This is a genomic window from Allohoeflea poritis (assembly GCF_027889715.1).
Taxonomy (GTDB): Bacteria; Pseudomonadota; Alphaproteobacteria; order Rhizobiales; family Rhizobiaceae; genus Hoeflea_A; species Hoeflea_A poritis.
Genome location: NZ_JAPJZH010000008.1, coordinates 192,941 through 213,796, shown reverse-complemented (window position 1 = coordinate 213,796; position 20,856 = coordinate 192,941). Strand labels below are relative to the sequence as shown.

20 protein-coding genes are annotated in these 20,856 nt (G+C 61.3%); 9 read left to right on the top strand and 11 right to left on the bottom strand.

The genetic code is table 11. The annotated features are described in order from the left end of the window. Positions 1-27: 27 nt before the first annotated feature. The 3 genes from OOZ53_RS14620 to OOZ53_RS14610 are packed head-to-tail and all read right to left on the bottom strand — an operon-like array spanning position 28 to position 2,754. On the bottom strand, positions 28-1,350 hold the full coding sequence (locus OOZ53_RS14620) for a TRAP transporter large permease (RefSeq protein WP_271090370.1): 1,323 nt from the start codon (positions 1,348-1,350) through the stop codon (positions 28-30). After that, a complete protein-coding gene (locus tag OOZ53_RS14615) occupies positions 1,340-1,957 on the bottom strand; it encodes a TRAP transporter small permease subunit (protein WP_271090369.1) in 618 nt (205 codons plus the stop codon). Before OOZ53_RS14615 ends, OOZ53_RS14620 begins: the two co-directional genes overlap by 11 nt. Next, positions 1,954-2,754 carry an N-formylglutamate amidohydrolase gene (locus OOZ53_RS14610; RefSeq protein ID WP_271090368.1) on the bottom strand — a complete coding sequence of 267 codons (801 nt, stop codon included), beginning with the start codon at positions 2,752-2,754 and terminating at the stop codon, positions 1,954-1,956. Before OOZ53_RS14610 ends, OOZ53_RS14615 begins: the two co-directional genes overlap by 4 nt. 86 nt (positions 2,755-2,840) lie before the next feature. Here OOZ53_RS14610 and OOZ53_RS14605 point away from each other — a divergent pair, with 86 nt between their 5' ends. Continuing rightward, positions 2,841-3,713, top strand: coding sequence for a MurR/RpiR family transcriptional regulator (locus OOZ53_RS14605; protein WP_271090367.1), 873 nt, complete (start codon positions 2,841-2,843; stop codon positions 3,711-3,713). 9 nt (positions 3,714-3,722) lie between these two features. Here OOZ53_RS14605 and OOZ53_RS14600 read toward each other — a convergent pair whose 3' ends face one another. From OOZ53_RS14600 to OOZ53_RS14590, 3 genes are all read right to left on the bottom strand, one after another. After that, positions 3,723-4,514, bottom strand: coding sequence for a DNA-binding transcriptional regulator (locus OOZ53_RS14600; RefSeq protein WP_271090366.1), 792 nt, complete (start codon positions 4,512-4,514; stop codon positions 3,723-3,725). A gap of 91 nt (positions 4,515-4,605) precedes the next feature. Beyond that, entirely contained in the window at positions 4,606-6,084 is a 1,479-nt protein-coding gene (mhpA, locus tag OOZ53_RS14595) for a bifunctional 3-(3-hydroxy-phenyl)propionate/3-hydroxycinnamic acid hydroxylase MhpA (RefSeq protein WP_271090364.1), read from the bottom strand. Between the two features lie 816 nt (positions 6,085-6,900). Continuing rightward, positions 6,901-7,536: a TetR/AcrR family transcriptional regulator gene (locus OOZ53_RS14590; RefSeq protein WP_271090363.1), complete on the bottom strand. Its 636-nt coding sequence runs from the start codon at positions 7,534-7,536 to the stop codon at positions 6,901-6,903. Between the two features lie 96 nt (positions 7,537-7,632). On the opposite strand from OOZ53_RS14590, the gene OOZ53_RS14585 reads away from it, so the two are divergent. Then, a complete protein-coding gene (locus tag OOZ53_RS14585; RefSeq protein WP_271090362.1) occupies positions 7,633-7,902 on the top strand; it encodes a hypothetical protein in 270 nt (89 codons plus the stop codon). Positions 7,903-8,070: 168 nt separating this feature from the next. Continuing rightward, entirely contained in the window at positions 8,071-8,739 is a 669-nt protein-coding gene (locus tag OOZ53_RS14580; RefSeq protein WP_271090359.1) for an SH3 domain-containing protein, read from the top strand. Positions 8,740-8,943: 204 nt separating this feature from the next. Here the strand turns inward: OOZ53_RS14580 and OOZ53_RS14575 are convergent, their stop codons facing one another. Genes OOZ53_RS14575 through OOZ53_RS14560 form a run of 4 tightly spaced genes read right to left on the bottom strand, consistent with a single transcriptional unit; the run spans position 8,944 to position 12,925 of the window. Then, a complete protein-coding gene (locus tag OOZ53_RS14575; protein ID WP_271090357.1) occupies positions 8,944-9,759 on the bottom strand; it encodes an ABC transporter permease in 816 nt (271 codons plus the stop codon). Then, the gene (locus OOZ53_RS14570; RefSeq protein WP_271090356.1) at positions 9,756-10,652 is read right to left on the bottom strand and encodes an ABC transporter permease subunit; all 897 of its coding nucleotides are present in this window, start codon (positions 10,650-10,652) and stop codon (positions 9,756-9,758) included. Before OOZ53_RS14570 ends, OOZ53_RS14575 begins: the two co-directional genes overlap by 4 nt. 4 nt (positions 10,653-10,656) lie before the next feature. Beyond that, positions 10,657-11,796, bottom strand: coding sequence for an ABC transporter ATP-binding protein (locus OOZ53_RS14565; RefSeq protein ID WP_271090355.1), 1,140 nt, complete (start codon positions 11,794-11,796; stop codon positions 10,657-10,659). A 43-nt stretch (positions 11,797-11,839) separates the two neighbouring features. Continuing rightward, positions 11,840-12,925 (bottom strand): polyamine ABC transporter substrate-binding protein, encoded by a 1,086-nt coding sequence (locus OOZ53_RS14560; RefSeq protein WP_425499150.1) that lies wholly within the window; start codon positions 12,923-12,925, stop codon positions 11,840-11,842. A gap of 285 nt (positions 12,926-13,210) precedes the next feature. Here OOZ53_RS14560 and OOZ53_RS14555 point away from each other — a divergent pair, with 285 nt between their 5' ends. Further along, positions 13,211-13,996, top strand: coding sequence for an SDR family NAD(P)-dependent oxidoreductase (locus OOZ53_RS14555; protein WP_271090354.1), 786 nt, complete (start codon positions 13,211-13,213; stop codon positions 13,994-13,996). Continuing rightward, entirely contained in the window at positions 13,993-15,354 is a 1,362-nt protein-coding gene (locus OOZ53_RS14550; protein ID WP_271090353.1) for an aminotransferase family protein, read from the top strand. Before OOZ53_RS14555 ends, OOZ53_RS14550 begins: the two co-directional genes overlap by 4 nt. 5 nt (positions 15,355-15,359) lie before the next feature. Here the strand turns inward: OOZ53_RS14550 and OOZ53_RS14545 are convergent, their stop codons facing one another. Beyond that, on the bottom strand, positions 15,360-16,412 hold the full coding sequence (locus OOZ53_RS14545) for a GNAT family protein (RefSeq protein ID WP_271090352.1): 1,053 nt from the start codon (positions 16,410-16,412) through the stop codon (positions 15,360-15,362). A 110-nt stretch (positions 16,413-16,522) separates the two neighbouring features. Here OOZ53_RS14545 and OOZ53_RS14540 point away from each other — a divergent pair, with 110 nt between their 5' ends. From OOZ53_RS14540 to OOZ53_RS14525, 4 genes are read left to right on the top strand one after another with little or no spacing between them, the layout of a single operon-like run. After that, entirely contained in the window at positions 16,523-17,461 is a 939-nt protein-coding gene (locus OOZ53_RS14540; protein ID WP_271090351.1) for a class I SAM-dependent methyltransferase, read from the top strand. Next, positions 17,451-19,445, top strand: coding sequence for an alpha-ketoacid dehydrogenase subunit alpha/beta (locus OOZ53_RS14535; protein ID WP_271090350.1), 1,995 nt, complete (start codon positions 17,451-17,453; stop codon positions 19,443-19,445). Before OOZ53_RS14540 ends, OOZ53_RS14535 begins: the two co-directional genes overlap by 11 nt. 7 nt (positions 19,446-19,452) lie before the next feature. Then, entirely contained in the window at positions 19,453-20,571 is a 1,119-nt protein-coding gene (locus OOZ53_RS14530) for a 2-oxo acid dehydrogenase subunit E2 (RefSeq protein ID WP_271090349.1), read from the top strand. Between the two features lie 14 nt (positions 20,572-20,585). After that, entirely contained in the window at positions 20,586-20,840 is a 255-nt protein-coding gene (locus tag OOZ53_RS14525; protein WP_271090348.1) for an acyl carrier protein, read from the top strand. Positions 20,841-20,856 lie beyond the last annotated feature (16 nt).

The window sequence follows — 20,856 nt, the reverse complement described above, 5'->3', positions numbered from 1 at the left end:
GCATTCCCGCTCCTTTCGGAGTTCTTGTCAGTTTCCGTAGACATATTGCGGCAGCCACAGCGCGATCTGGGGGAAAGCCATGATCAGCGCCAGGCAGGCGATCATCACCCCGACAAACGGAATGATGGACTTGTATATGTCGGAGAGGTTCACCTCCGGCGGCGCCATGGCACGCATCAGGAAGAGGTTGTAGCCGAATGGCGGCGTCATATAGGCGATCTGCGTGGTGATCGTATAGAGCACGCCGTACCAGATGAGGTCGAAACCCAGCACCTTGACCAAAGGCACATAGAGCGGCGCGACGATGACCAGCATTGCCGTGTCGTCCAGGAACGTTCCCATCAACAGGAAGCTGAGCTGCATCAGGATGAGGATCATCCACGGATCGAGCCCGAGCTGTTCGGTGAAGAGATTGTCGATGGCGCGGACAGCGCCGAGCCCGTCGAACACGGCACCGAAGCCGAGCGCCGCCAGGATGATCCACATGAACATGCAGGAGATCGCCAGGGTCTGGCGCGTGCTGTTTTCGAAGACCTCGCGGGTCATGCGCCCCTTCAGCACGGCCGCCGCGAAGGCGGTGAGGGCGCCGATGGCGGAGCTTTCGACCAGCGAGGTCCAGCCATTGACGAAGGGGACCATCATCGCCGCGAAGATCGCCAGCGGCAAAGCGCCGGCCTGCAGCAGCTTGAGCTTCTCGGCCCTCGGCATGGTGCGCGCTTCGTCCTTGAGCGCCGGGCCGAGATTGGGCTGAAAATAGCAGCGCAGTCCGATATAGAGCACGAACATGCCGGCCATCAGCAAACCCGGCACGACACCTGCCAGCCAGAGCTGGCCCACCGGTTGGCGGGCGATCATGGCGTAAAGAACAAGGACGACCGAGGGCGGGACGAGGATGCCTAGCGACGATCCGGCCTGGATGACGCCGGTGACCATGCGCTTGTCATAGCCGCGTCGCAACAGCTCGGGCAGGGCGATTGTTGCGCCGATCGCCATGCCGGCCACTGAAAGTCCGTTCATTGCCGAGACCAGAACCATCAGCCCGATCGTGCCGATCGCCAGCCCGCCATTGATCGGCCCCATCCAGACATGGAACATGCGGTAGAGATCGTCGGCGAGCTTCGATTCCGACAGGATGTAGCCCATGAAAATGAACATCGGCAGGGTCAGCAGCGGGTACCATTTCATCAGCTTCATGGCGGCCGAGAAGGGGATGTCCTGACCGCCGGTACCCCAAAGGGCGAGCGCCGCGATGGCGGCAACAGCCCCGATGGCGCCGAAGACCCGCTGTCCGGTGAACAGCATCAGCATCATGGATGCGAACATGAAGATGGCGATCATCTCATGCGACATCGGCGCGGCGCCCCCATTCATAGCCCCTGATACAGGCGATATCCTTGAAGAGTTCCGAGACGGCCTGCAGCAGCATCAGGAATATGCCGAAGCACATCACGGTCTTGATCGGCCATAGAAACGGGCGCCAGGCGGAGGGGCTGCGTTCGGTGCGGCCGATAACTTCGGTTGCCGCGTCCGGCCCGCCGGTAAAGAAAGCTGCGACGATCTGGCCGAGGAAGCCGAAAGGCTCGTCACCCCAGTGGCCCAGCGAATAGGCCGTGGAGCCGACACCGCCATAGAGCAGCACGCCGAGATAGAAGATGAGGAAAAACACGGTGAAGCTGTCGAACCAGGCTTTGCGGCGCACGCTCCAGGATCCGTAGAACAGGTCCATGCGTACATTGGAGCCGAGCTGGATCGAATAGGGTCCGCCCATGATGTAGTAGGCGACCATGGCGAATTGCGCGGTTTCCAGGGTCCACAGCGAGGGCAGGAAGAATGTCTTGGAGACCGACGACCACAACAGGATCGCCATCATGACGAAGACGCCGTACATCATGATGCGGCCGATGCGGTAGTTGACCGCATCCACGACACGTACATAAGCCGCCATCGCACGGTTCATGGCGCGGCCTCCGGCGAAAGGCCCGCAATCGCCGCCCGCAGCCAGGGGTGCAGCAGTTTCGCCATTTTGTTCTGCTTGTGCCGTGTGTCGATGAGATCATTGCGTATCTCGATCATCACATTGGCGAGCCCGTTGGCGCTTCCATGCAGGTTCAGCGTATGGCTGACGCCGTCTTGAGGCCCATAAGGATCGTTGAGCCGGACAGTGCGTTGCGTGAATTGTCCGGCGGTGGCCATCATGGCCTCGGCAAGGCGCGGATCGGACCCATGAAGAACGCCGATCTCGGTCGATCTTTTCTGGCCGTGATAGGTTGGTGTGAAGCTGTGGATGGTGACCAGCGTCGCATTGGACGGAGCATTGCCGACGACCTTTTCCAGACGCCGCCGGAACGGCATGTAGACGGTGTCGATGCGCTCGGTGCGGTCTTCGGCGGTCAAATCCCGGTTGCCCGGAACCGGCGTCACTTCGCTGACGGCCGGTATTGCATCCTGCGCCTCTGGCGGGCGGTTGCAGTCGTAAACCAGCCGTGACACGCAGCCGAAAACCAGCGGCGCGTTCAGCGCGCTGCTGAGAGCCTCGGCAACGCCGAGCGCACCCGGGTCCCAGGCGATGTGGCTATGCTGTGCCAGCGTGTCCACGCCGAGCCCGTCATAGAGCGCCGGAATCCAGTTCGAGGCGTGTTCGCAAACCAGAATCACGCCGTGATCCCCGTGTTCGTTGAGCACGGCGACGACCTGATCGGGCGTTAAGGCGTTTGGCTCGTCCAGCAGCATCTGAAAATAATTCTTCACAACCATGGCGGCTGTCAATATAATTACTGAAAAATTTTCTTCATCCACGGTTGCCATGGGCATCGATTGTTCAATGCGAGAGGGCCGAAGCATTGGAACCACATGAGACAACGGTCGCCGAACGCTTGAACGCACGGCAGCGGGAACTGACGCGCGCGGAGCGACAGGTCTCCGATGTGATCCTCAGCAACTATCCCGCATCCGGCCTCGGCAGCATCACCGAGCTTGCCGAAGCGGCGGATGTTTCGACCCCGACCATCGCCCGCATGGTTCAGAAACTCGATTTCGCCGGCTACCCGGAATTCCAGGCCAAGCTGCGCGAGGAACTCAACGACATTCTGTCGAATCCGATTGCCAAGCGAGATACCTGGGTCAGCGCGGCGCCCGACCAACACATACTCAACCGATTCACGCAGGAAGCCAGCGAGAACATCCGCAGCAGCCTGGAACAGCTCGATCCGACGACCTTCGACCGCATCGCGGCCCTGATCGCCGATCCGGAACGCCGTGTGCATATCTCGGGTGGACGTATCACCCAGACCCTGGCGAACTATCTGTTCCTGCACCTGCAGATGATCCGGTCCGATGTCGTGCTGGTCCCGTCCAACTCCAATGCATGGCCGCATTATCTGCTCGATTTGAAGGAAGGCGACATCCTCGCTGTCTTCGATATCCGCCGCTACGAGAGCAGCACGCAGCTCTTGGCGGAAATGGCGCGCGAGCGCGGTGCTGAGATCATCCTGTTTACCGACCAGTGGCGCTCGCCGATCCAGGCCATTGCCAGCCACACCGTTTCGGCGCGCATAACCGTGCCGTCCGCGTGGGATTCGTCGATCGCCATCCTGCTTGTCGTGGAGGCAGCCATCGCCGCTGTCCAGGAACTGCACTGGGACGACACGCGCGGCCGGACCGAGGAACTGGAAGGCATTTTCGATCGGACCGGCCTGTTCCGAAAATTCGTCTGAAACGACCGGTCAGCCCGGCCGGATTGCCTCCGCGATATTGGCGGCGATTTCGCGCAGGGGCTCTGCGGAGGTCTCGACGGCCTTTTGCGTTGTCATCGCAGAGCGGATCCAGATCATCGAAACACAGCCGAGAATTGCGCCGCCCGAAAGGATCGGCACGGCGATCGACGCTGTTTGCGGACGGAATTCGCCGGCATCGCGGATCGCATAGCCACGCTCTTGGGCTTCTTGGATCATGGGATCCAACCAGGCGGAGCGCAGGAACGGCAGATCGGCCGGATCGCCCAAGCGGCGAAGATGTTCAAGGATCAGCACACGCTCCTCCCGCGGGCAGAAGGCAAGATAGGCACGTCCGGCGGACGTTCTGAGCATCGGCAATCGGTATCCGACCATCGCGCGGTCGATCGAAAGCGGCGATCGTGCATGGGTGGATTCAAGGATCACCATCGCCGCGTTTTCGTAAACCGCAAGATCGAGCGGCCAAATGAGTTTCGCGCCGTATCTGGCAAAAAGCGGTGCTGCCGCCTGGCACAGCGCGGACCGATGCGCGTGGCCATCTCCGAGCGCTGCAGCCTGAGGCGTGATCCGCACGATGTTGGCGCTTGCGGAGAAGACGACATAGCCCTCTTCCTCCAGCGTCGAAAGCAGCCGGTAGACGGTGGGGCGGGGGATATCCAGTGCCCGGGCGATGGCGCCCGGCCGTGCTTCGCCGACAGCGCTTATGTGGCGCAGGATGGCAAGTCCGCGCGTCAATGCGCGAACGGTGTCGCCCTTTCTGCCCCGATCCGGTTTTGACAACATGCCGCATCCTTTCATGTTGCCGTCCGGCAGGGAAGGGCGGCTGCGGGGTTTCACGAGCGGATGGCGGGAGCCGTTTACCCGTATGCGGCTGTCAGGCGGCAACGGGATCGGGAAGCCTATCAGATAGAAGCTGCGTGAGCTCTTCCGCCGTGTCCGCCGCACCCAATATGTACCGGTCGGGGCGCAAGATGACGGCGCGCGCACCGACTTGCGCAAGGTGTTCGGCTGCATCAGCGGATGCAGTTGTCGACACGATTGCCGTTCCCTCCGGCGCGCTGAGTTGGTCGACCAGATCCGCATCAGCCACCACAACAAAACGGTGCGGATGGACGTCATCCATCAGCGCGCCGCCTGACAGCCGCGGCTGGCCGAAGAGCCTCCCGGCCTTGTCGCCTGTTCCAAGGCCTTTTCCCAGCGGCGGCGCGATGGATTCCATGCGCGCCGCGCCGTCGGCGGACGGAAATGCCGCGCGCAGCGCCTCTTGCGTGCCGCAAGTGTTGATCAGCCCGCCGAGGCGAACGGCAGTGGCGATATATTCGCGTGCATTCGGCTTGCGCTCGCTTTCATAACTGTCGAGCAGCCGTTCTGCTGCTGTGGCCGTGATGCTGCCCTGACAGATCAGGGCGAGCTTCCAGTATAGATTCGCAACATCGCGAATGCCGGCGCACATGCCCTGTCCCATGAAGGGTGGCGTCTGGTGGCAGGCATCGCCCGCCAGCAGCAACCGCCCCTTGCGCCAGGATTTCGCCACAAGGGAGTGGAATGTGTAGACAACCGAGCGTTCGAGTTCCGCCTCGTCCGGCGTCAGCCAACGGGATAGCAATTCCCACACACGCGCCGGCCGTGCAATTTCGTTCGCATCCTCTTCGGGGCGAACGGTGATCTCCCAACGGCGGCGCAAGCCCGGGCAGCGCACATAGGTGGCGGGGCGTTCCGGCACGCAATATTGCACGGAGTGATCGCCAAGTTCCGGTTTCTCCCGGTTGAGTATCGCATCGATCACCAGCCAGCGTTCGTGGAAACCGAAATCCTCCATGCCGGCTCTGATGACGCCGCGCACGAGCGATCTGGCGCCATCGCAGCCGACAACGTATTTTGCACTGACACGGCAGGTCCGGCCATTGCGCCTGTCCTCATAGCGCAGTTCAACGCCATCTTTCCGCTCCTTCAAGGAGACGACATCGCAGCGGGTTCGCACCGAGACGGTTTCGCGTTCGGCCATATGATCGCGCAGCAGCTTTTCGAGATCCGGCTGGTGGAAGCGGTAATTTGCGCGCCAGCCCTGCGGACCCTGGCCTTGCGGTCGCGGCCAGTCGAGCAGCAGCCTGCCGTCCGCGCCGACAAAGCGCATGCCCGGGTGGGGTGCGGTTTTCGGCTCCAGAGCATCGGCGATGCCGGCCCATTGCAGGGTGCGCATGACTTCGGCGTCGAGATGAACCGCGCGGGGCAGATGGTAGGCGTTGCCTTCGCGTTCGAGAATGACGACACTGACGCCACATTGTCCGAGAAGATGGGCCAGTGTGGCTCCGGTCGGACCGTATCCGACGATGGCGACATCAAAACACTCCATGACCCGGCGCCCCTATCCCGCCTGAAGCAGGTACGCCTTCGAGCAGACGTTGCGGCTATGTGTCGAATCAGGCGCGAGACCTCTTTCCGTTACCAAATTCAAGTTTTCCTCCTGTTTTGTGAGCGTAGTTCGGATGAGGCGGGCTGAGAAATTGACCTGCGCTGCTTGTCCGCTATGCGGACAGGGAATGTGCCTGCCGGTTCGGCAATCGGATCGTTGTTGCGGTGATTTCGGCGTGTTTGACGGGTCGCGTAAATGAAAACGGCGCGTCGCGGCGCCTTTCGCAACATCGCTCTTATAAAGCCGGTCCTGTGTTCTTGCGATTGTCAGATTGAATGCGTGAAAATACTGGCGTCCGGCCGGCGAATTACTCCGGGATGAGGGTTCCTGTGCCGGATTAATCTGGGTCTATCTTTGCAGGTTGTCATGCTTAGCCTATGCCCGTAAAACGCGTGTGTTGTGGGAATGCAACACCCTACTTTCTCAGGGGTTTTCAAGGGATTTGGCCGGCTTGACAATTTTTTGTGCAGAGCCTACGCGTTTCAATATAAGAAAAATAATTAATTAGTTAGTTTTGTTGGGTGTGATGCGCTGACAGCCAGTCTATGCGGGCGTTGGTTTGGGCTGTCTCGGATGCGGCATTAGAACGAGGGATGACCGAAAGAACGGCGGTGGATGGCGCGATCTTCGCGCTCCTTTCTGCGCCGGATAACGGTGGCGAGATGGCAGGGTATTCCTTGCCTCGGGCCTGCCGGACATCACCAAACCCCTGGCCGGATTGTCGCCCCATTCCGGTCTTCGTCCGGCGGGCCCACTTCATTGCTCTACAGCCTCGTCCCGAGTGCTGACGAAATGTGTGACCATCGCAACCAGTTCGCGCTCGTATTCCGGGTCCTTGAGATATCTCGGTTCTGAAAAGAGCGTCGACCGGATGCTGCCCAGCAGGGCGCCAGAGAGGGCGAGGCACGAAATTTCCGTGGGTCGGCGAAAGCGTGCCGGATCAATTTCGACAAGGCGCGTCTGAAACATATGCATTATGCGAAGATTGGTTTCGTTCGTCCTCGCCACCAGTTCCGTGTCGTGAATCAGCGTCGTCAGAACGCTCTTTCGTGCCCTGCTGCGGCCGAAGCGCTGCAGGATCGCGCGTACGACGCCGAGAATAAGCTCATCGGCATCCAGGCCATCGGTCCGTTCCAGCAGTGCCCGTGTAGCCATCTCCTGCTGCTTTAGTTCGGCTTCCACCATTTCGCGCATGATTGCCAGCTTGTGCGGAAAATAGCGATACAGCGTGCCGATTGAGTAACCGGCGCGCCGGGCGATGTGGTTCGTGGTCAAACCGGCCCTTCCGCCGTGCTCCAAAAGCTGAGCAGTGGCTTCCAAAATCTCCTCAATGGTCTTCTGCGCCCGCTTCTGGTGCGGAAATTTCCTCTTCTTTTCAGGTGCTTGTGGCATGAACTCTTAAATGTCCGCGGATCCGAAAACTGAGTAGTGAATGCCCGAGGGCGAACATATCTATGTCGGACCGAACAAAACCTATCGGAGAAAACAATGAAACATCTTATCGTATTGACCCTGGTTCTTCTACCGGTCTCGGCGGCCGCCGGGCAGGCCGAGGCGAATGCATGTGCGGCCGGGCTCGATGCACCGGCGAAGCAAATCTACGATGCCAGCGCACCCCATGTAACACCGACATCCGATTTGCATGATGTGGTCCGCCAGCAGGCGCGGAGCCTGGTCGTCTCGGGTCAAATGACCCGACAGGTCGCGCAGGCCAATGCCATGTCAGCCGGCAAATGTCTGCAGAAACTGCAATCGTAAAACGGGCCGTGTCATGGCCCGGCGGATTTCGCGGCGCCTTTCTCAACCGGGTGTCTCAAATCCGATTGCCGGAGCCATCGCACAGTCCCGACCGCCAGGACAGGCCAATTGCCGTCCCCCCCGGCGGCCCGTCCGGCGGTTCCAACAGTTCTCCACGGAGTAATTGTCGTGAATCATAGAATAATCCTACCGTTCGTCGCCCTCGTCGTCCTCACTGCTTCGCCTGCTCAAGCGGCCAGTTCGGCCTCCGTGACAGTCGATCTCAATCTGCGCGCGGGGCCCTCAACGCAATATCCCGTTGTTGCCGTTGTCCCGCAATCCGCTCCTGTCACCATGCATGGATGCAATGCCAATGTTACCTGGTGCGACATTTCCTATGCCTCTTACCGGGGCTGGGCTTCCGCCAACTATATCCGCGTTTCCAGCGGTGGAACGCAAACGGTGGTCACGCCGGCAGTCGCGGCGACGGTCGGCATCGCCACGGTTGCCTATAGTCGTGCCTATTGGGACAATTATTATTCGACATATCCCTGGTACGGGCAGTGGAACTTCTACTACAGGCCGCCGCCGCCGCCCGGCTCAGTCACGGGTGGCGCGGGTTGTATCGGGAATGCATGCGGCGCGACCCGTGCGACCACCGGCGCCGAGGGAAATACGCTGAGACGCAGCGGCGGTTGCGTCGGAAGTGCCTGCGCCACCAGGCAGAGCGTGACGTCCCCCACGGGAAATTCGGCCAGCAAAACGGTCACCTGCCGCAGCGGCGATCCGAACTGCACCGTCAGGCGGACCGGGCCGTCCGGCAACACGCATATCAGGCAGCGGCCGGCCAGACACTGACCCCAGACACTGATCGCTGCCCGATGGATGGCAGATGCATTAGCATGAGATCCGGCCGCACGCTTGCCCGGACAAGTATGCGGCCGGTTGCGCGATGCGGCCCATTGACCGAAGACGCTATGCGAAACATCTTCCAACTCAGCGATTTCAAGATGTTTCGCGCGTTTCCGCTGGTTCTTCGGAACAACTTTCTGAACGATCGATTCAAGTCGCGGCGGCGCGTTGCTCTTCCGCCCGCTGGCGCATGATGGCCCGTTTCGAGACCAGCGATGCCGTGATGACGCCGATGGTGACCAGAGCGATCAGGATCGTCGAAAGCGCGTTGATCTCGGGGCTGACACCCAGCCGGATGGAGCTGAAGATCCTGATCGGCAGGGTTGTCGATGCGGGCCCGGTGGTGAAGGAAGCGATGACGAGATCGTCGAGAGACAGTGTGAAGGCAAGCAACCAGCCGGAGATCACGGCCGGCGCGATAATGGGCAGCGTGACGCTGCGGAAGGCATCGAAGGGTGTGCAGCCGAGATCAAGCGCGGCTTCCTCGATGGACCGGTCGAAGGTGGCAAGCCGCGAAGAGACGACGATCGAGACGAAGCACATGGAAAAGGTGGTGTGGGCAAGGACAACGGTGAACACGCCGCGTTCGAGGCCGACGGCGATGAACAGCAACAGCAGCGACAGGCCGGTGATCACCTCCGGCATGACGAGCGGCGCGTAGATCATGCCGGAAAACAGCGTGCGCCCGAAGAAGCGCCCGCCGCGCACCATGACATAGGCGGCCATGGTTCCCAGCACGGTGGCCGCCGTCGAGGAAGCGAGCGCGACCTTGAGCGTCACCCAGGCGGCATTGAGGAACGCCTCGTTGCGCATCAGCTCGAAATACCACTTGGTTGAAAATCCTGCCCAGACCGTCACCAGTTTCGAGGCGTTGAAACTGTAGATGACGAGGATGACGATCGGGATGTAGAGGAAGGCAAAGCCGAGCGTCAGCGCGGTGACGTTGAACCAGGTCAGGCGTCTCATTCGTCCGCCTCCCTTTGGGCCTGCTGGTTGCGCTGGAAGAGCGTGATCGGAATGATCAGGATGAGGAGCAGCACCACCGCCACGGCCGAGGCGACGGGCCAGTCGCGATTGGTGAAGAACTCCTCCCACAGCACCTTGCCGATCATCAGCGTCCCCGATCCGCCGAGCAGCGACGGTATGACGAATTCGCCAAGCACCGGGATAAAGACCAGGAAACAGCCGGCGATCACGCCCGGACGCGAGAGCGGCGCGGTGACAAGCCAGAAAGCCTGGATGCGCGAACAACCGAGATCTTCCGCCGCCTCGAGCAATGAATTGTCGAGCTTTTCCAGTGTCGCGTAGATCGGCAGCACCATGAAGGGCAGATAGGTGTAGACGATGCCGATATAGACGGCGGTGTTGGTGTTGAGGATCGTCAGCGGCGTGTCGATCAGGCCGGTCCATATGAGGAACTGGTTGAGCAGTCCGCCCTGACTCAAGATGCCCATCCATGCGTAGACCCGGATGAGAAAGCTGGTCCAGAAGGGCAGGATGACGAGCACCATGAGGCTCGGCCGCCATTCCTCCGGCGCGTTGGCCATGCCGTAGGCGATGGGAAAGCCGACCGCGAGCGTCAGCAATGTCGAGACAACGCTGATCGTCAGGCTTGAAAGAAAAGCCTTCCAGTAAAGATCGTCCTCGGCGAGGAAGCTGAAATTGTCGAAATCGAGTTCGCTTAAGTAAGCGGTGAAACCCTGCCAGCCGGCGGAAAGATCGAGCGTCGGCGTATAGGGCGGGATAGCGATCGCCGTCTCCGACAGCGAGATCTTCAGGACGATGCCGAAGGGAATGAGGAAGAACAGCAGCAGCCACAGATAGGGGATGGCGATCAGTATCAGGCGGCGCAGGTTCATCCGTTCATCCCGTCAGCACGATCCCGGCGGTGTCGGTAAAGGACAGCCAGACCGCGTCCTCCCAGGTAAAATCGCGCCGCCCGATTCGCCTGCTGTTCGCGGTCTGCGCCTTGACAATATGGCCGGTATCGAGCCGCACGTGATAGGTCGAGATGTTTCCGAGATAGGCGATGTCGTGGATGTTGCCGCTTATCGCGTTGACGGCATCGGGCGGCCGTTCGGCCGAAATCGCCACCTTTTCGGGCCGGATGGCGAAGGAGCAGCGGGTCCCCGCCGCAAGCGGGGAGGCGGAAGAGCCGACGATCAGCGGCTGTCCTTCCGCCCAGCTTATCTCGACGCGCTCGCCTTCGGTCGATGCGACATTGCCCTCGATCAGATTGACGTCGCCGATGAAGTCGGCGACGTAGACCGAGTTGGGCATCTCGTAGATGCGGTCGGGCGTATCCACCTGGATCAGCCGCCCGTGATCCATGACCGCGACCCGGGTCGCCACGGTCATCGCTTCCTCCTGGTCGTGGGTGACGATGACGAAGGTGGTTCCGGTCTTTTCCTGGATGTCGACCAGTTCGAACTGCGTCTGCTGGCGCAGTTTCTTGTCGAGCGCACCGAGCGGCTCGTCCAGAAGCAGCAGCTTCGGGGCCTTGGCGAGCGCCCGGGCGAGGGCGACACGCTGGCGCTGGCCGCCGGAGATCTGGTGCGGCTTGCGGCCGGCGAATTCCCTGAGCTGGACAAGACCCAGCATCTCGTCGACGCGGCCCGGTATCTCTGTCTTCGGCATGTCGGATCGTTTCAAGCCGAAAGCGATGTTCTCGGCGACGCTCAAATGCGGAAACAGGGCGTAGGACTGGAACATCATGTTGACGGCGCGCTTGTTTGGCGGGACGGGGCCGATATCGCGCCCGTCAAGCAGGATGCGGCCCTCGGTCGGCTTCTCGAAACCGGCCAGCATCCGCATCAGGGTGGTCTTGCCGCAGCCCGAGGGGCCGAGAAGGGCGAAGAACTCACCCTTGAAGATGTCGACATCCAGCCGGTCGACCGCGGTGAATTCGCCGAACTTCTTGGTCACCCCCTCAAAGCGGATGAGCGGTTCCTCGTTCGGATCCTGCCAGGGCGCAAAGCCGCAGCCATTTGCCGTCTGTTGCATCATGTCCCCCGCATGAGCACGCGTCCTTCCGGCGAAAATCCGGTCAGGTGCCGGACTTGATCTTGGTCCAGAGCCGCGTCACGTATCGCTGGGTGCGCGGGACCCAGGCGATCGTCGTATAGAGCGACTTCAGCGTCTCTTCGTTCGGGTAGATCGCCGTATCGGTGATGACGTCCTCTTCCAGGAATTCCTGTGAGGCCAGATTGCCGTTCGCGTAATAGACATAGTTCGAGGCGGCGGCCATGTTTTCGGGATCCATCATGAAGTTGAGGAACTTGTGCGCGGCGTCCGGATTGGGCGCATCGGCAGGGATCGCCATCTGGTCAAACCACATCACGGCGCCTTCCTTCGGCGCGTTGTATGCGATGGTGACGCCGTTTTCGGCCTCGTCGGCGCGGTCGCGCGCCTGCAATATGTCGCCCGAATAGCCGAATGCGACGCAGATGTCGCCATTGGCCAGCGCATTGATGTATTCGGAGCTGTGGAACTTGGTCACATAGGGCCGCACCGCCATCAGAACAGGTTCCGTCTTGGCGATGATATCGGTGTCCTGCGTTTTGGGATCTTCGCCGATATAGGTGAGTGCGGCCGGGATCATCTCCGCCGAGGCATCGAGGAAATGGACGCCGCAGGCGGCGAGTTTTTCCATGTATTTCGGGTTGAAGACGAGCTCCAGCGAGTCGATGGGCGCATCGTCGCCGAGCGCTTCCCTGACCTTGTCGACATTGACGCCGATGCCGGTGGTGCCCCACATGTAGTTGACCGAATAGGCATTGTCGGGGTCGTAGGGTGCGGTGCGCTGCTTGATCAGATCCCACAGGTTCTTGCTGTTCGGAAGTTTCTCCTGGTCAAGCGGCTGGAAGACGCCGGCCTGTATCTGGCGCTGCAGGAAGCTGGCCGAGGGCACCACGACATCATAGCCGGAGCTGCCGGCCAACAGCTTGGTTTCAAGCACATCGTTGGAATCGAAGACGTCGTAGATCAGCTTGACGCCCGTCTCGTCTTCGAACTTCTTCAGGAGTTCCTCGTCGATATAGTCGGACCAGTTATAGACACGCACTTCCTCGGCCATCGCCATACCGGCGGACAATGTCAGAGAAAATGCGAGAGCAAATCTTATCAGTTTCATCGTGGTTCCCTGCTGTCAGTCTGCTGCCCAATTGCCCGGTTTCGCGGGGGCATGCGCCGGGGGTAATCCACGGCTGGCCCGCAAACCGGATGTTTTGCCGTTAGATTGCACATCAGCCGTCGCTGCGTCGAGAAAAAATGGGCGGCAGGGCGCGGCCGCGCACCTTTGACGGGCAAACGAATGAATGATGAAAAAAGGCGTTTCCGGCTGGTGTCTACGTCGCTACTATGCCGGTTTGTCGGCCAATCCGAACAGCGATGAACAAGGTGGGGGTGCCAGTCTGTCATGTCGCAACGTTTCGAGAATTCAATCGTACTGGTGACTGGCGCAAATGATCGCGGCTTCGGCGGTGCCATTGCCGAAAAATTTGCCGAGGAGGGCGCAACGCTGGTGCTGACGGACCGGGTCGCTCCGTCACGTCTGCTCGGCCGGCTCGAGCGGCGCGGCGCATCGGTTCGCTGGCATGAAGGCGACATTACGGATGCGGGTTTCGTCAACAACATGGTTGCGGAGACCGTCTCGGAATTCGGCCGCATCGACACGGTTGTCAATTGTGCCGGGGTCAGCTGTTTCGGCCTGTTCGAGGATCTGACCGACGAACAGTGGGATTTTACCTTCGACGTCAATGTAAAAGGCACGGTCCGTGTTTCGCGCGCCGCGTTGCCGCATATGACGTCGCCGGGCGGTGTGATCGTCAATATCGCTTCGGTGCTGGCCGAAAATGCCTGCGCGGGGAACGCGGCCTACGGTGCCAGCAAGGCGGCGGTGATCGCGCTGACCAATTCGCTGGCGCTGGAAGTCGCGCCGAAGAAGATCCGCGCGGTGTGCATCGCGCCGGCGCTCGCCCATACGCCGATGCTGCATGATTTCGCAAAAGACTTCACGCAGGAAGCCTGGGACCAGGTGAATGCCTGCCATCCGCTCGGCACCGGCTCGCGCCACGACATCGCCAACGCGGTTGCCTTCCTGGCCTCCAGCGATGCCGGCTGGATCACCGGCAGCACACTGCCGCTCGGCTGGACCCGGACCATTCCGCTTCCCATGGTGTCATCGGAGAAACAGCAGTCATGAGCCTATCCGAACAGCAGAGCGTCGAACAGGAAGCCCCTGCCGGCGAGGACTATCACCTGTGGCATCCGTTCAGCCAGATGCAGAAGATTCTCGGCGCGCAGAACATTGTCGTGGAACGTGGCGAGGGACCGTATCTCTACGACCAGAACGACAAGCGCTATCTGAACCTGACATCATGCCTGTGGAATGCGCCGCTCGGCCTTGGCCGACAGGACATCATCGAGGCGGTTCACAAGCAGCTCAACGAACTGAGTTTCGCGGCGTTGTTCCGCACGGCGCACCGACCGGCGATCGATCTTGCCCGCAAGGTAGCGGAGATCGCGCCGAAGCGCCTCAACCGCGTCTTTCTGACTTCCAACGGTTCGGAGTCGGTGGAATCGGCCATCAAGATGGTGCGCCAGTACTTCCACCGGAAGGGCTCGGGGAAATACAAGGTGATCTCGCTGGAGAACGCCTATCACGGCGTTTCCTACGGCGCACTGGCGGCGTCCGGATTTGCGGACGACCAGCAGGGCTTCGGGCCGATGCCGGCGGGTTTCGTGAAGATCGCGCAGCCGTTTAATCGCGACAGCCAGACCGAGGCGGAGCGGGAAGCCTTCGAAATTGCCTGCGCCGAACAGCTCGAAAAGGCCATTGTCGCCGAAGGCCCTGAAACGGTCGCCATGTTCATCCTCGAACCGGTGCAGGGCATGGGCGGCGCCATCGTGCCGGGGCAGGCCTATTTCGACATCATCAGTGAGACCTGCAAGCGCCACGACATCAAGCTGGTGGTCGACGAGGTGACGACGGGCTTCGGCCGCACCGGGACGCTGTTCGCCTCGGAACGGTTCAATCTCGATCCCGATGTCATGTGCCTAGGCAAGGCGATCAGCGGAGGCTATTTCCCGCTGGGCGCGGCGGTTGCCACCGATGAGATCTGGGAGGCTTTTCTTTCCGATACGGACGCCATGCGGTTCAACCACGGCTCGACCAATGCCGGCCATCCGGGTGCCTGCGCGGCCGGTCTCGCGGCCATCGACATATTGACGCGGGACAATCTGATTGCCGATGCGGCGGCACGGGGTGAAGCGTTTCTCGAGCGGCTCCAGGAACTGAAGGAACTGCAGGTCGTCGACAATGTGCGCGGCATCGGCATGCTCTTCGCGATCGATCTGGTGCGCGATCCGGCCGGACGCGAGCAGCTTGACGCCGAAGCCATGGATATGGTGGCCAAGGCCTGTTTCGCGCGTGGCCTATGGGTGCATATCGCCGGCAGCCGGATCCTGATGCTGCCGCCCTTCATTCTCGAGGACTCGCATTTTGATGAGGCTTTTTCAGGCCTTAAGCGAATTCTTTCAAGAGTTCCGAACTGGATCTGATCACGTCAGCGCAGCATCAGCTCGAAGCTGTCGGAGGCTGACGCTTCGATGGATTCATCGGCAAACAATACGACCAGGCGTCCGGGATCGGGCGCCGGCAGGAAGCCGGACGGAATGACGGTGCGTGCGCGGAACATGGACGACCGCAGTGCCGTCGCGACCTGCGCGCCTTCCTGCCGCGCCCGTGTGCAGGCCTCCTGAAGCAAGTGGCGCCGGATCAGATCGTCCCCGGCAGCCAGCATGTCAATGACGACACCGCGTATTTCCCTTTCGTTCCACACGGAGAGCCAGTGCAGGCCGATCACGCCGGCGACGGAACCGTTGCGCTCGGCGACCAGCGCATCCGTCTTGCCCGATCCGATCAGGTATTGGCCCAGACTGTCGCGGTCCCAGCGGATCGACCAGTCCGCCCGTGCGTTTTGTGCTTTCAGCAGTTCCAGACAGTCACCGAGATCGTCGTGGCGACAGGCCCTGACCCCGATACCGGCAGGCGCTGCATCGGCGCCGCTTTGCAGCCGCGCGCCAAGTTCAGCGTTTGCGCGGGCCTGTTCGGCGCGACCGGCTTCGTCGAGCACGGACGGATCGAAGGCCCGGATCCAGTAGCCGGCATCCGTTATGAACTGGAAATTCTTCGGATAGGCCTTCGCGTAGCCCGTCCAGCATTGATGGGGACCGGAATTCGGGCCACCCATGACGAAGCCAAGCGAGAAAGCGTAGCCATTGTCGCGGTGGCGCCGCCGCAGTTTCTCGATCACATAGGGCGTCAGCCCTCGAAAGGCGGGATCGATCATGAGGCAGGTCGAGAAGGTTCCGGCCAACGTCTCGCCGCGCACATCGAACATGTAGGGAACGGCAAAGAAGGAGCCGATAAGGCGTTCGCCGTCATAGGCGCCCACCATCAATTCACGGTCGGCGGCCGGAGCCTCGATCTGGCGGCGCAGATAGGCGGCATCCCACAGCGGCGACCATTTTTCCTCTTCGCCCTCCTGCTTGCGTATGCGCAGACACAGTTCGGCAAAGTCGCTTCCGTCGCCGTCATAAGTTCGAATTTCGACCATCCGATTATGCCTTTCGGTTTCAAACCAATTCGCCTATTTTGCGTTTTACAGAGGGAATGATATCCCGTCCAACCAATCCCGAACCAGCAAACGGATCGATTGCACGCGACATGAAGCACGACCTGAAGACCGGTTCGTATCCGCTGGTATCGGCGCTCCAGGATGGCCTGAACAAGACGCTTTTCGGCGCGTCGGCCTCGGCTGTCGAGGGTCTGCGCGCGGACTATGGCGACGGCTATCTTGCCGACTTCGAGCGCAGCCTCGATTTGCTGAAAAAAGCGTTCCCGGAGAATGCGTTTCCGAGCTGGGCCGTGCGCGGCTTCCAGCGCCTCGGCAGCACTATCCTGCGCGAGGAAGTGGCCTTTAAGCAGACCGGGCAATACTCGGCAGGTGTCGAGGAACTTCAGTCGCTTAAGGACGATTTCTACAGCAATCCGGACGTTATGGAGGGCTATTATCTCGTCGGGCTCTACTGCACCTATTTCCTGTGGCCGCATCACTACCAATTGCTGCGGTTTTACCGGGACGCATTCCTGGCGCCACCACATGATCCGCAAGGCCTCGTCATGGAATGGGGGCCGGGCCACGGACTGCTCAGCGTCGAGGCGCTTGGCCGGTGGACGAACAGCCCATCCCTGTTGATCGATCTCAGCCCGCAGAGCCTCGATTTCAGCAAGGCTGTCCTCGGAGCCAGCGGGGCGGGCGCCCGGGTCGAAACGCGACTTGAAGACGTTCTGGCCGCACCGGATCTGCCAAAGGCAAGCCGCATTATCTGCGGGGAGCTTCTTGAGCATGTGCCGGACCCGAAGGCTCTGGTCGGCCGGATCCGGGACAGTCTCGAACCGGGCGGGCTCGCCTTCCTGACCGGCGCGATCAATGCGCCGCAGCCCGACCATATCTTCCTGTTTCGCAGCGAGGAAGAACTGCTGCGGCTGGTGGAGGATGGCGGGCTTTCGGTGCATGCGCATCTGACGGTGCGGCATCCGAGCCGGGCGGGCGATGACAATCCGCCCGAAGTGACCGCCATGGTGGTCGGACATGGTATCTGAACCGACGGCTGAGACGCGGCCCGGGTTCGACGGCAGGTCGAAACCGGAATTGCCGCTTGACCCTGCGGCGCTCTACGGCTTCGGACATCTGATACGCGGCTCCGAGGAAACGCTGCTCGATCTTTTCAGCAAGGGCCAGCTTTCCGGCACGACCCATACCTGCCTCGGCCAGGAACTTTGCCAGATGGGTGTCGTGCGGGCGCTCAACCATGACAGGGACGCCATATTCTCAAACCATCGCAATCACGGGCATTTTCTCACCTATAGTGGCGATTTCGCGGGTCTCTTCGCGGAAATCATGGGACGTGAGGCGGGCGTGTGCGGCGGACATGGCGGCAGCCAGCACCTGGCATACCGTGGTTTTCACAGCAGCGGCGTTCAGGGCGGCATGACGGCCATTGCGGTGGGCGAGGCCCTGGCCCGAAAACAGGATGGCGCCGGCGGTATTGTCGCGGTGATCATCGGAGACGGCACGCTGGGGCAGGGGCTTGTCTATGAATCGCTCAACCTGGCGGGTGTCTGGGATGTCCCGGTGCTTTTCGTGGTCGAAAACAACAGCATCGCGCAGACCACGCCCACCGACATGACGACAGCCGGATCGCTGACCGCGCGAGGCGAGGCTTTCGGGATTCAAACATGGCGCGTCAGCGACGATGCACCGGATTTTTTCGAGCGGGCCGAAGCGGCGGTGGACGCCGTCAGGAAAACGGGTTCACCCGGCTTCCTTGTCATTGACACGATGCGGCTCGGGCCGCACAGCAAGGGCGATGATCTGCGCGGCAGCGAGGAAATGGACGCGATCCGGGCCCGCGATCCTCTGACACGGCTGGGAGAACGCCTGCCGGATGCCGAGCGGCAGGCGATCGAGAAAAGCAACGCCGACTTTCTGAAAGCGGCCGTCGATGAGGCGATGCAGTCGCCGCCGGCGCAGTTCGACGAAGTGCCGCTGCACCCGTTTGGTCCCAATCAGCCGGTTCAGGCAAAGACCGTGCAAGTTGGCGGAACGGTGCGTCAGGCGCTCAACGCGGCGCTACACCGTATGCTCGAGCAAAGTCCCGAGGTTATCCTGCTCGGCGAGGATCTGCACGATCCCTATGGCGGCGCGTTCAAGGTCTCGGAGCGTCTGACAACAGCCTATCCCGACCGTGTCCTGTCGACCCCGATCAGCGAGGCCGGCATTGTCGGCGCCGGGATCGGTCTTGCCATGGCAGGCAAGCGGCCGATTGTGGAGATCATGTTTGCCGATTTCCTGAGCCTCGGCATGGACCAGATCTACAATCACGCGGTCAAGTTCCCGCCGCTCTTCGATGAGGTGACGGTGCCGCTGGTGATCCGCGCGGCCTGCGGCGGCGGACGCGGCTATGGCGCGACCCACAGCCAGACGCCGGAGAGCCTTTGCGCCTCCGTGCCGGGCCTGACCGTGATCTATGGCAGCCACCGGCACGATGCGGGCGGGCTTCTGGAGAACGCCGTGCTGAACTGGGACCATCCGACGGTCTTTTTCGAGCACAAGCTGCTCTATAGCCGACCGAACGAACCGGATGGCTACAAAGCGCTGGCGGCGCACGCCTCCGATCCGGCGGCAGGCCTCTTTCCAACGCTCCAAAATGGCAGGGACGAACCCGACATCACGATTATTGCCTATGGCGGTATGGCGCCCCTGGTCGAAGTGGTCGCGGAAGAGCTGGAGCGCGAGGAGGAACTCTCGGTCGAGATCATTCTTCCTTCGCTGATCGCACCGCTGCCGCGCAACACGCTGATCGCGGCGCTGTCGGACCGGCCGCGCATCGTCCTTGCCGAGGAATCTCCGACGGAATTCGGGGTCGGCGCGGAGATCGCGGCAAGCCTTGCCGAAGCCGGCTTTGACGGCCATATCCTGCGCGTCGGCCCGCCCCCGGTGCCGATCCCGTCGGCACGCTCGCTGGAAGAGCAGGTCCTGCCGGACCGCGACCGGCTGATTGCTGAAATCCTGGAAATGTTCTGAGCCCGCCATGCCCCGTCCGATCCACGTGCCGCGCATCAACAACAATGACGACGAGGTCAAGCTCATCGCCTTTCTGGTTTCGCCGGGCGAGGCAGTGAAATCCGGTCAGGCGGTGGCGGAAGTCGAGTCCGAAAAAGCGACGGTCGTCGTGGAAGCGGAAGAGGACGGATTCGTTATCGAAACTTCGGGCACGCAGGGCCAAATGCTCGATGTCGGCGCCGTGCTTCTTTGGCTTGGCGAAACGCCGGATGAGACCGTGCCGCAGAATGATCCTGCGCCGCAATCCGTGGATGGACAAGCCGGCACCGACCGGCCGACGGCCGGCGCGCTGGCTCTGATCGGCAAACACGGGCTTTCCGCCGTTGACATTCCCGCCGCCGGCGCCCGCCTGAAAGTATCGGATGTCGAAGCCTTCCTTTCCGGGAACGCGCCGCCTGCCGAACCGGAAAGGCCCCCCGCTCCGCAATTCGGAGCGCCGGATGCCGGCGGGAAGAGCACGGAATTCAGCGCCTATGAGGCGGCGATGCTCCATTCTGTTTCATGGCACGCTCATGAAGCTGCCGCCACCTATCTTGAAGCCGCCTATGACGAGGCCGACTGGCAGGCCTTTGCTCAGGGGTTCCGGGACCGGCACGGACTGTTGAGCAGTCCGCTGGTGCCGCTGATGGCCTATCAGCTTGTCCGGCACGCATCGGATAATCCGGATCTCAACAGCACGGTCCATAACGGCCGCAAATTCGTCTATGACCGCGTCAATCTCGGCTTTACCGTCCATATCGGCGGAAAGCTGTTCCTTCCGGTCATCCACGAGGCGGATGGCATGAATGCCAGGGAATTCGTCGATGCCTTTGCCGGCCTCCACCGTTCGGCGATGCGCGGCAAGCTGCAGCCGGCAGATATGAAAGGCGCGACGATCGCGATCTCCAGCATGGCGCGCTGGCCGGTGCTGCGGCACATGCCGATCCTGCCGCCCTTCGTTTCGCTGATGGTCGCGCACAGCGCGCCGCAAGATGGCCGTTCGATCCTCGGCGCGACCTATGATCACCGGGTGCTCGACGGAGCCGCCGCCTTCCAGGCGCTCAACCACCTGACGTCGCCGGACGACAAAGAAATCACTTCAAAATAGGAACATATGAACCCATGGACCCGGATACGGCACGACAGCAAATCCGCGACAAGATCACCGCGCTCGCGGAATCGCTCGGCAACAAGGCGGACGGTCTCGGCGACGATGATTTCATCCCGCAGCTCGACATTCTGGATTCGGCAGCCACCATGGAACTGATCATGTGGCTGGAGCAGACCTACGGAATATCCATTCCCGACGATGACCTGACCATCGAGAATTTCGGCACGATTAATCTGATCGCCGGTTATGTGACGAAAAACGGCTGAAAGCCGCTCCAGACAC

Bases quoted from the DNA above. Each gene is read 5' to 3' on its own strand.
- OOZ53_RS14620 (WP_271090370.1), bottom strand. From the start codon at position 1,350: ATGTCGCATGAGATGATCGCCATCTTCATGTTCGCATCCATGATGCTG.
- OOZ53_RS14615 (WP_271090369.1), bottom strand. From the start codon at position 1,957: ATGAACCGTGCGATGGCGGCTTATGTACGTGTCGTGGATGCGGTCAAC.
- OOZ53_RS14610 (WP_271090368.1), bottom strand. From the start codon at position 2,754: ATGGTTGTGAAGAATTATTTTCAGATGCTGCTGGACGAGCCAAACGCC.
- OOZ53_RS14600 (WP_271090366.1), bottom strand. From the start codon at position 4,514: ATGTTGTCAAAACCGGATCGGGGCAGAAAGGGCGACACCGTTCGCGCA.
- mhpA (WP_271090364.1), bottom strand. From the start codon at position 6,084: ATGGAGTGTTTTGATGTCGCCATCGTCGGATACGGTCCGACCGGAGCC.
- OOZ53_RS14590 (WP_271090363.1), bottom strand. From the start codon at position 7,536: ATGCCACAAGCACCTGAAAAGAAGAGGAAATTTCCGCACCAGAAGCGG.
- OOZ53_RS14585 (WP_271090362.1), top strand. From the start codon at position 7,633: ATGAAACATCTTATCGTATTGACCCTGGTTCTTCTACCGGTCTCGGCG.
- OOZ53_RS14575 (WP_271090357.1), bottom strand. From the start codon at position 9,759: ATGAGACGCCTGACCTGGTTCAACGTCACCGCGCTGACGCTCGGCTTT.
- OOZ53_RS14570 (WP_271090356.1), bottom strand. From the start codon at position 10,652: ATGAACCTGCGCCGCCTGATACTGATCGCCATCCCCTATCTGTGGCTG.
- OOZ53_RS14565 (WP_271090355.1), bottom strand. From the start codon at position 11,796: ATGCAACAGACGGCAAATGGCTGCGGCTTTGCGCCCTGGCAGGATCCG.
- OOZ53_RS14560 (WP_425499150.1), bottom strand. From the start codon at position 12,925: ATGAAACTGATAAGATTTGCTCTCGCATTTTCTCTGACATTGTCCGCC.
- OOZ53_RS14555 (WP_271090354.1), top strand. From the start codon at position 13,211: ATGTCGCAACGTTTCGAGAATTCAATCGTACTGGTGACTGGCGCAAAT.
- OOZ53_RS14550 (WP_271090353.1), top strand. From the start codon at position 13,993: ATGAGCCTATCCGAACAGCAGAGCGTCGAACAGGAAGCCCCTGCCGGC.
- OOZ53_RS14545 (WP_271090352.1), bottom strand. From the start codon at position 16,412: ATGGTCGAAATTCGAACTTATGACGGCGACGGAAGCGACTTTGCCGAA.
- OOZ53_RS14540 (WP_271090351.1), top strand. From the start codon at position 16,523: ATGAAGCACGACCTGAAGACCGGTTCGTATCCGCTGGTATCGGCGCTC.
- OOZ53_RS14535 (WP_271090350.1), top strand. From the start codon at position 17,451: ATGGTATCTGAACCGACGGCTGAGACGCGGCCCGGGTTCGACGGCAGG.
- OOZ53_RS14530 (WP_271090349.1), top strand. From the start codon at position 19,453: ATGCCCCGTCCGATCCACGTGCCGCGCATCAACAACAATGACGACGAG.
- OOZ53_RS14525 (WP_271090348.1), top strand. From the start codon at position 20,586: ATGGACCCGGATACGGCACGACAGCAAATCCGCGACAAGATCACCGCG.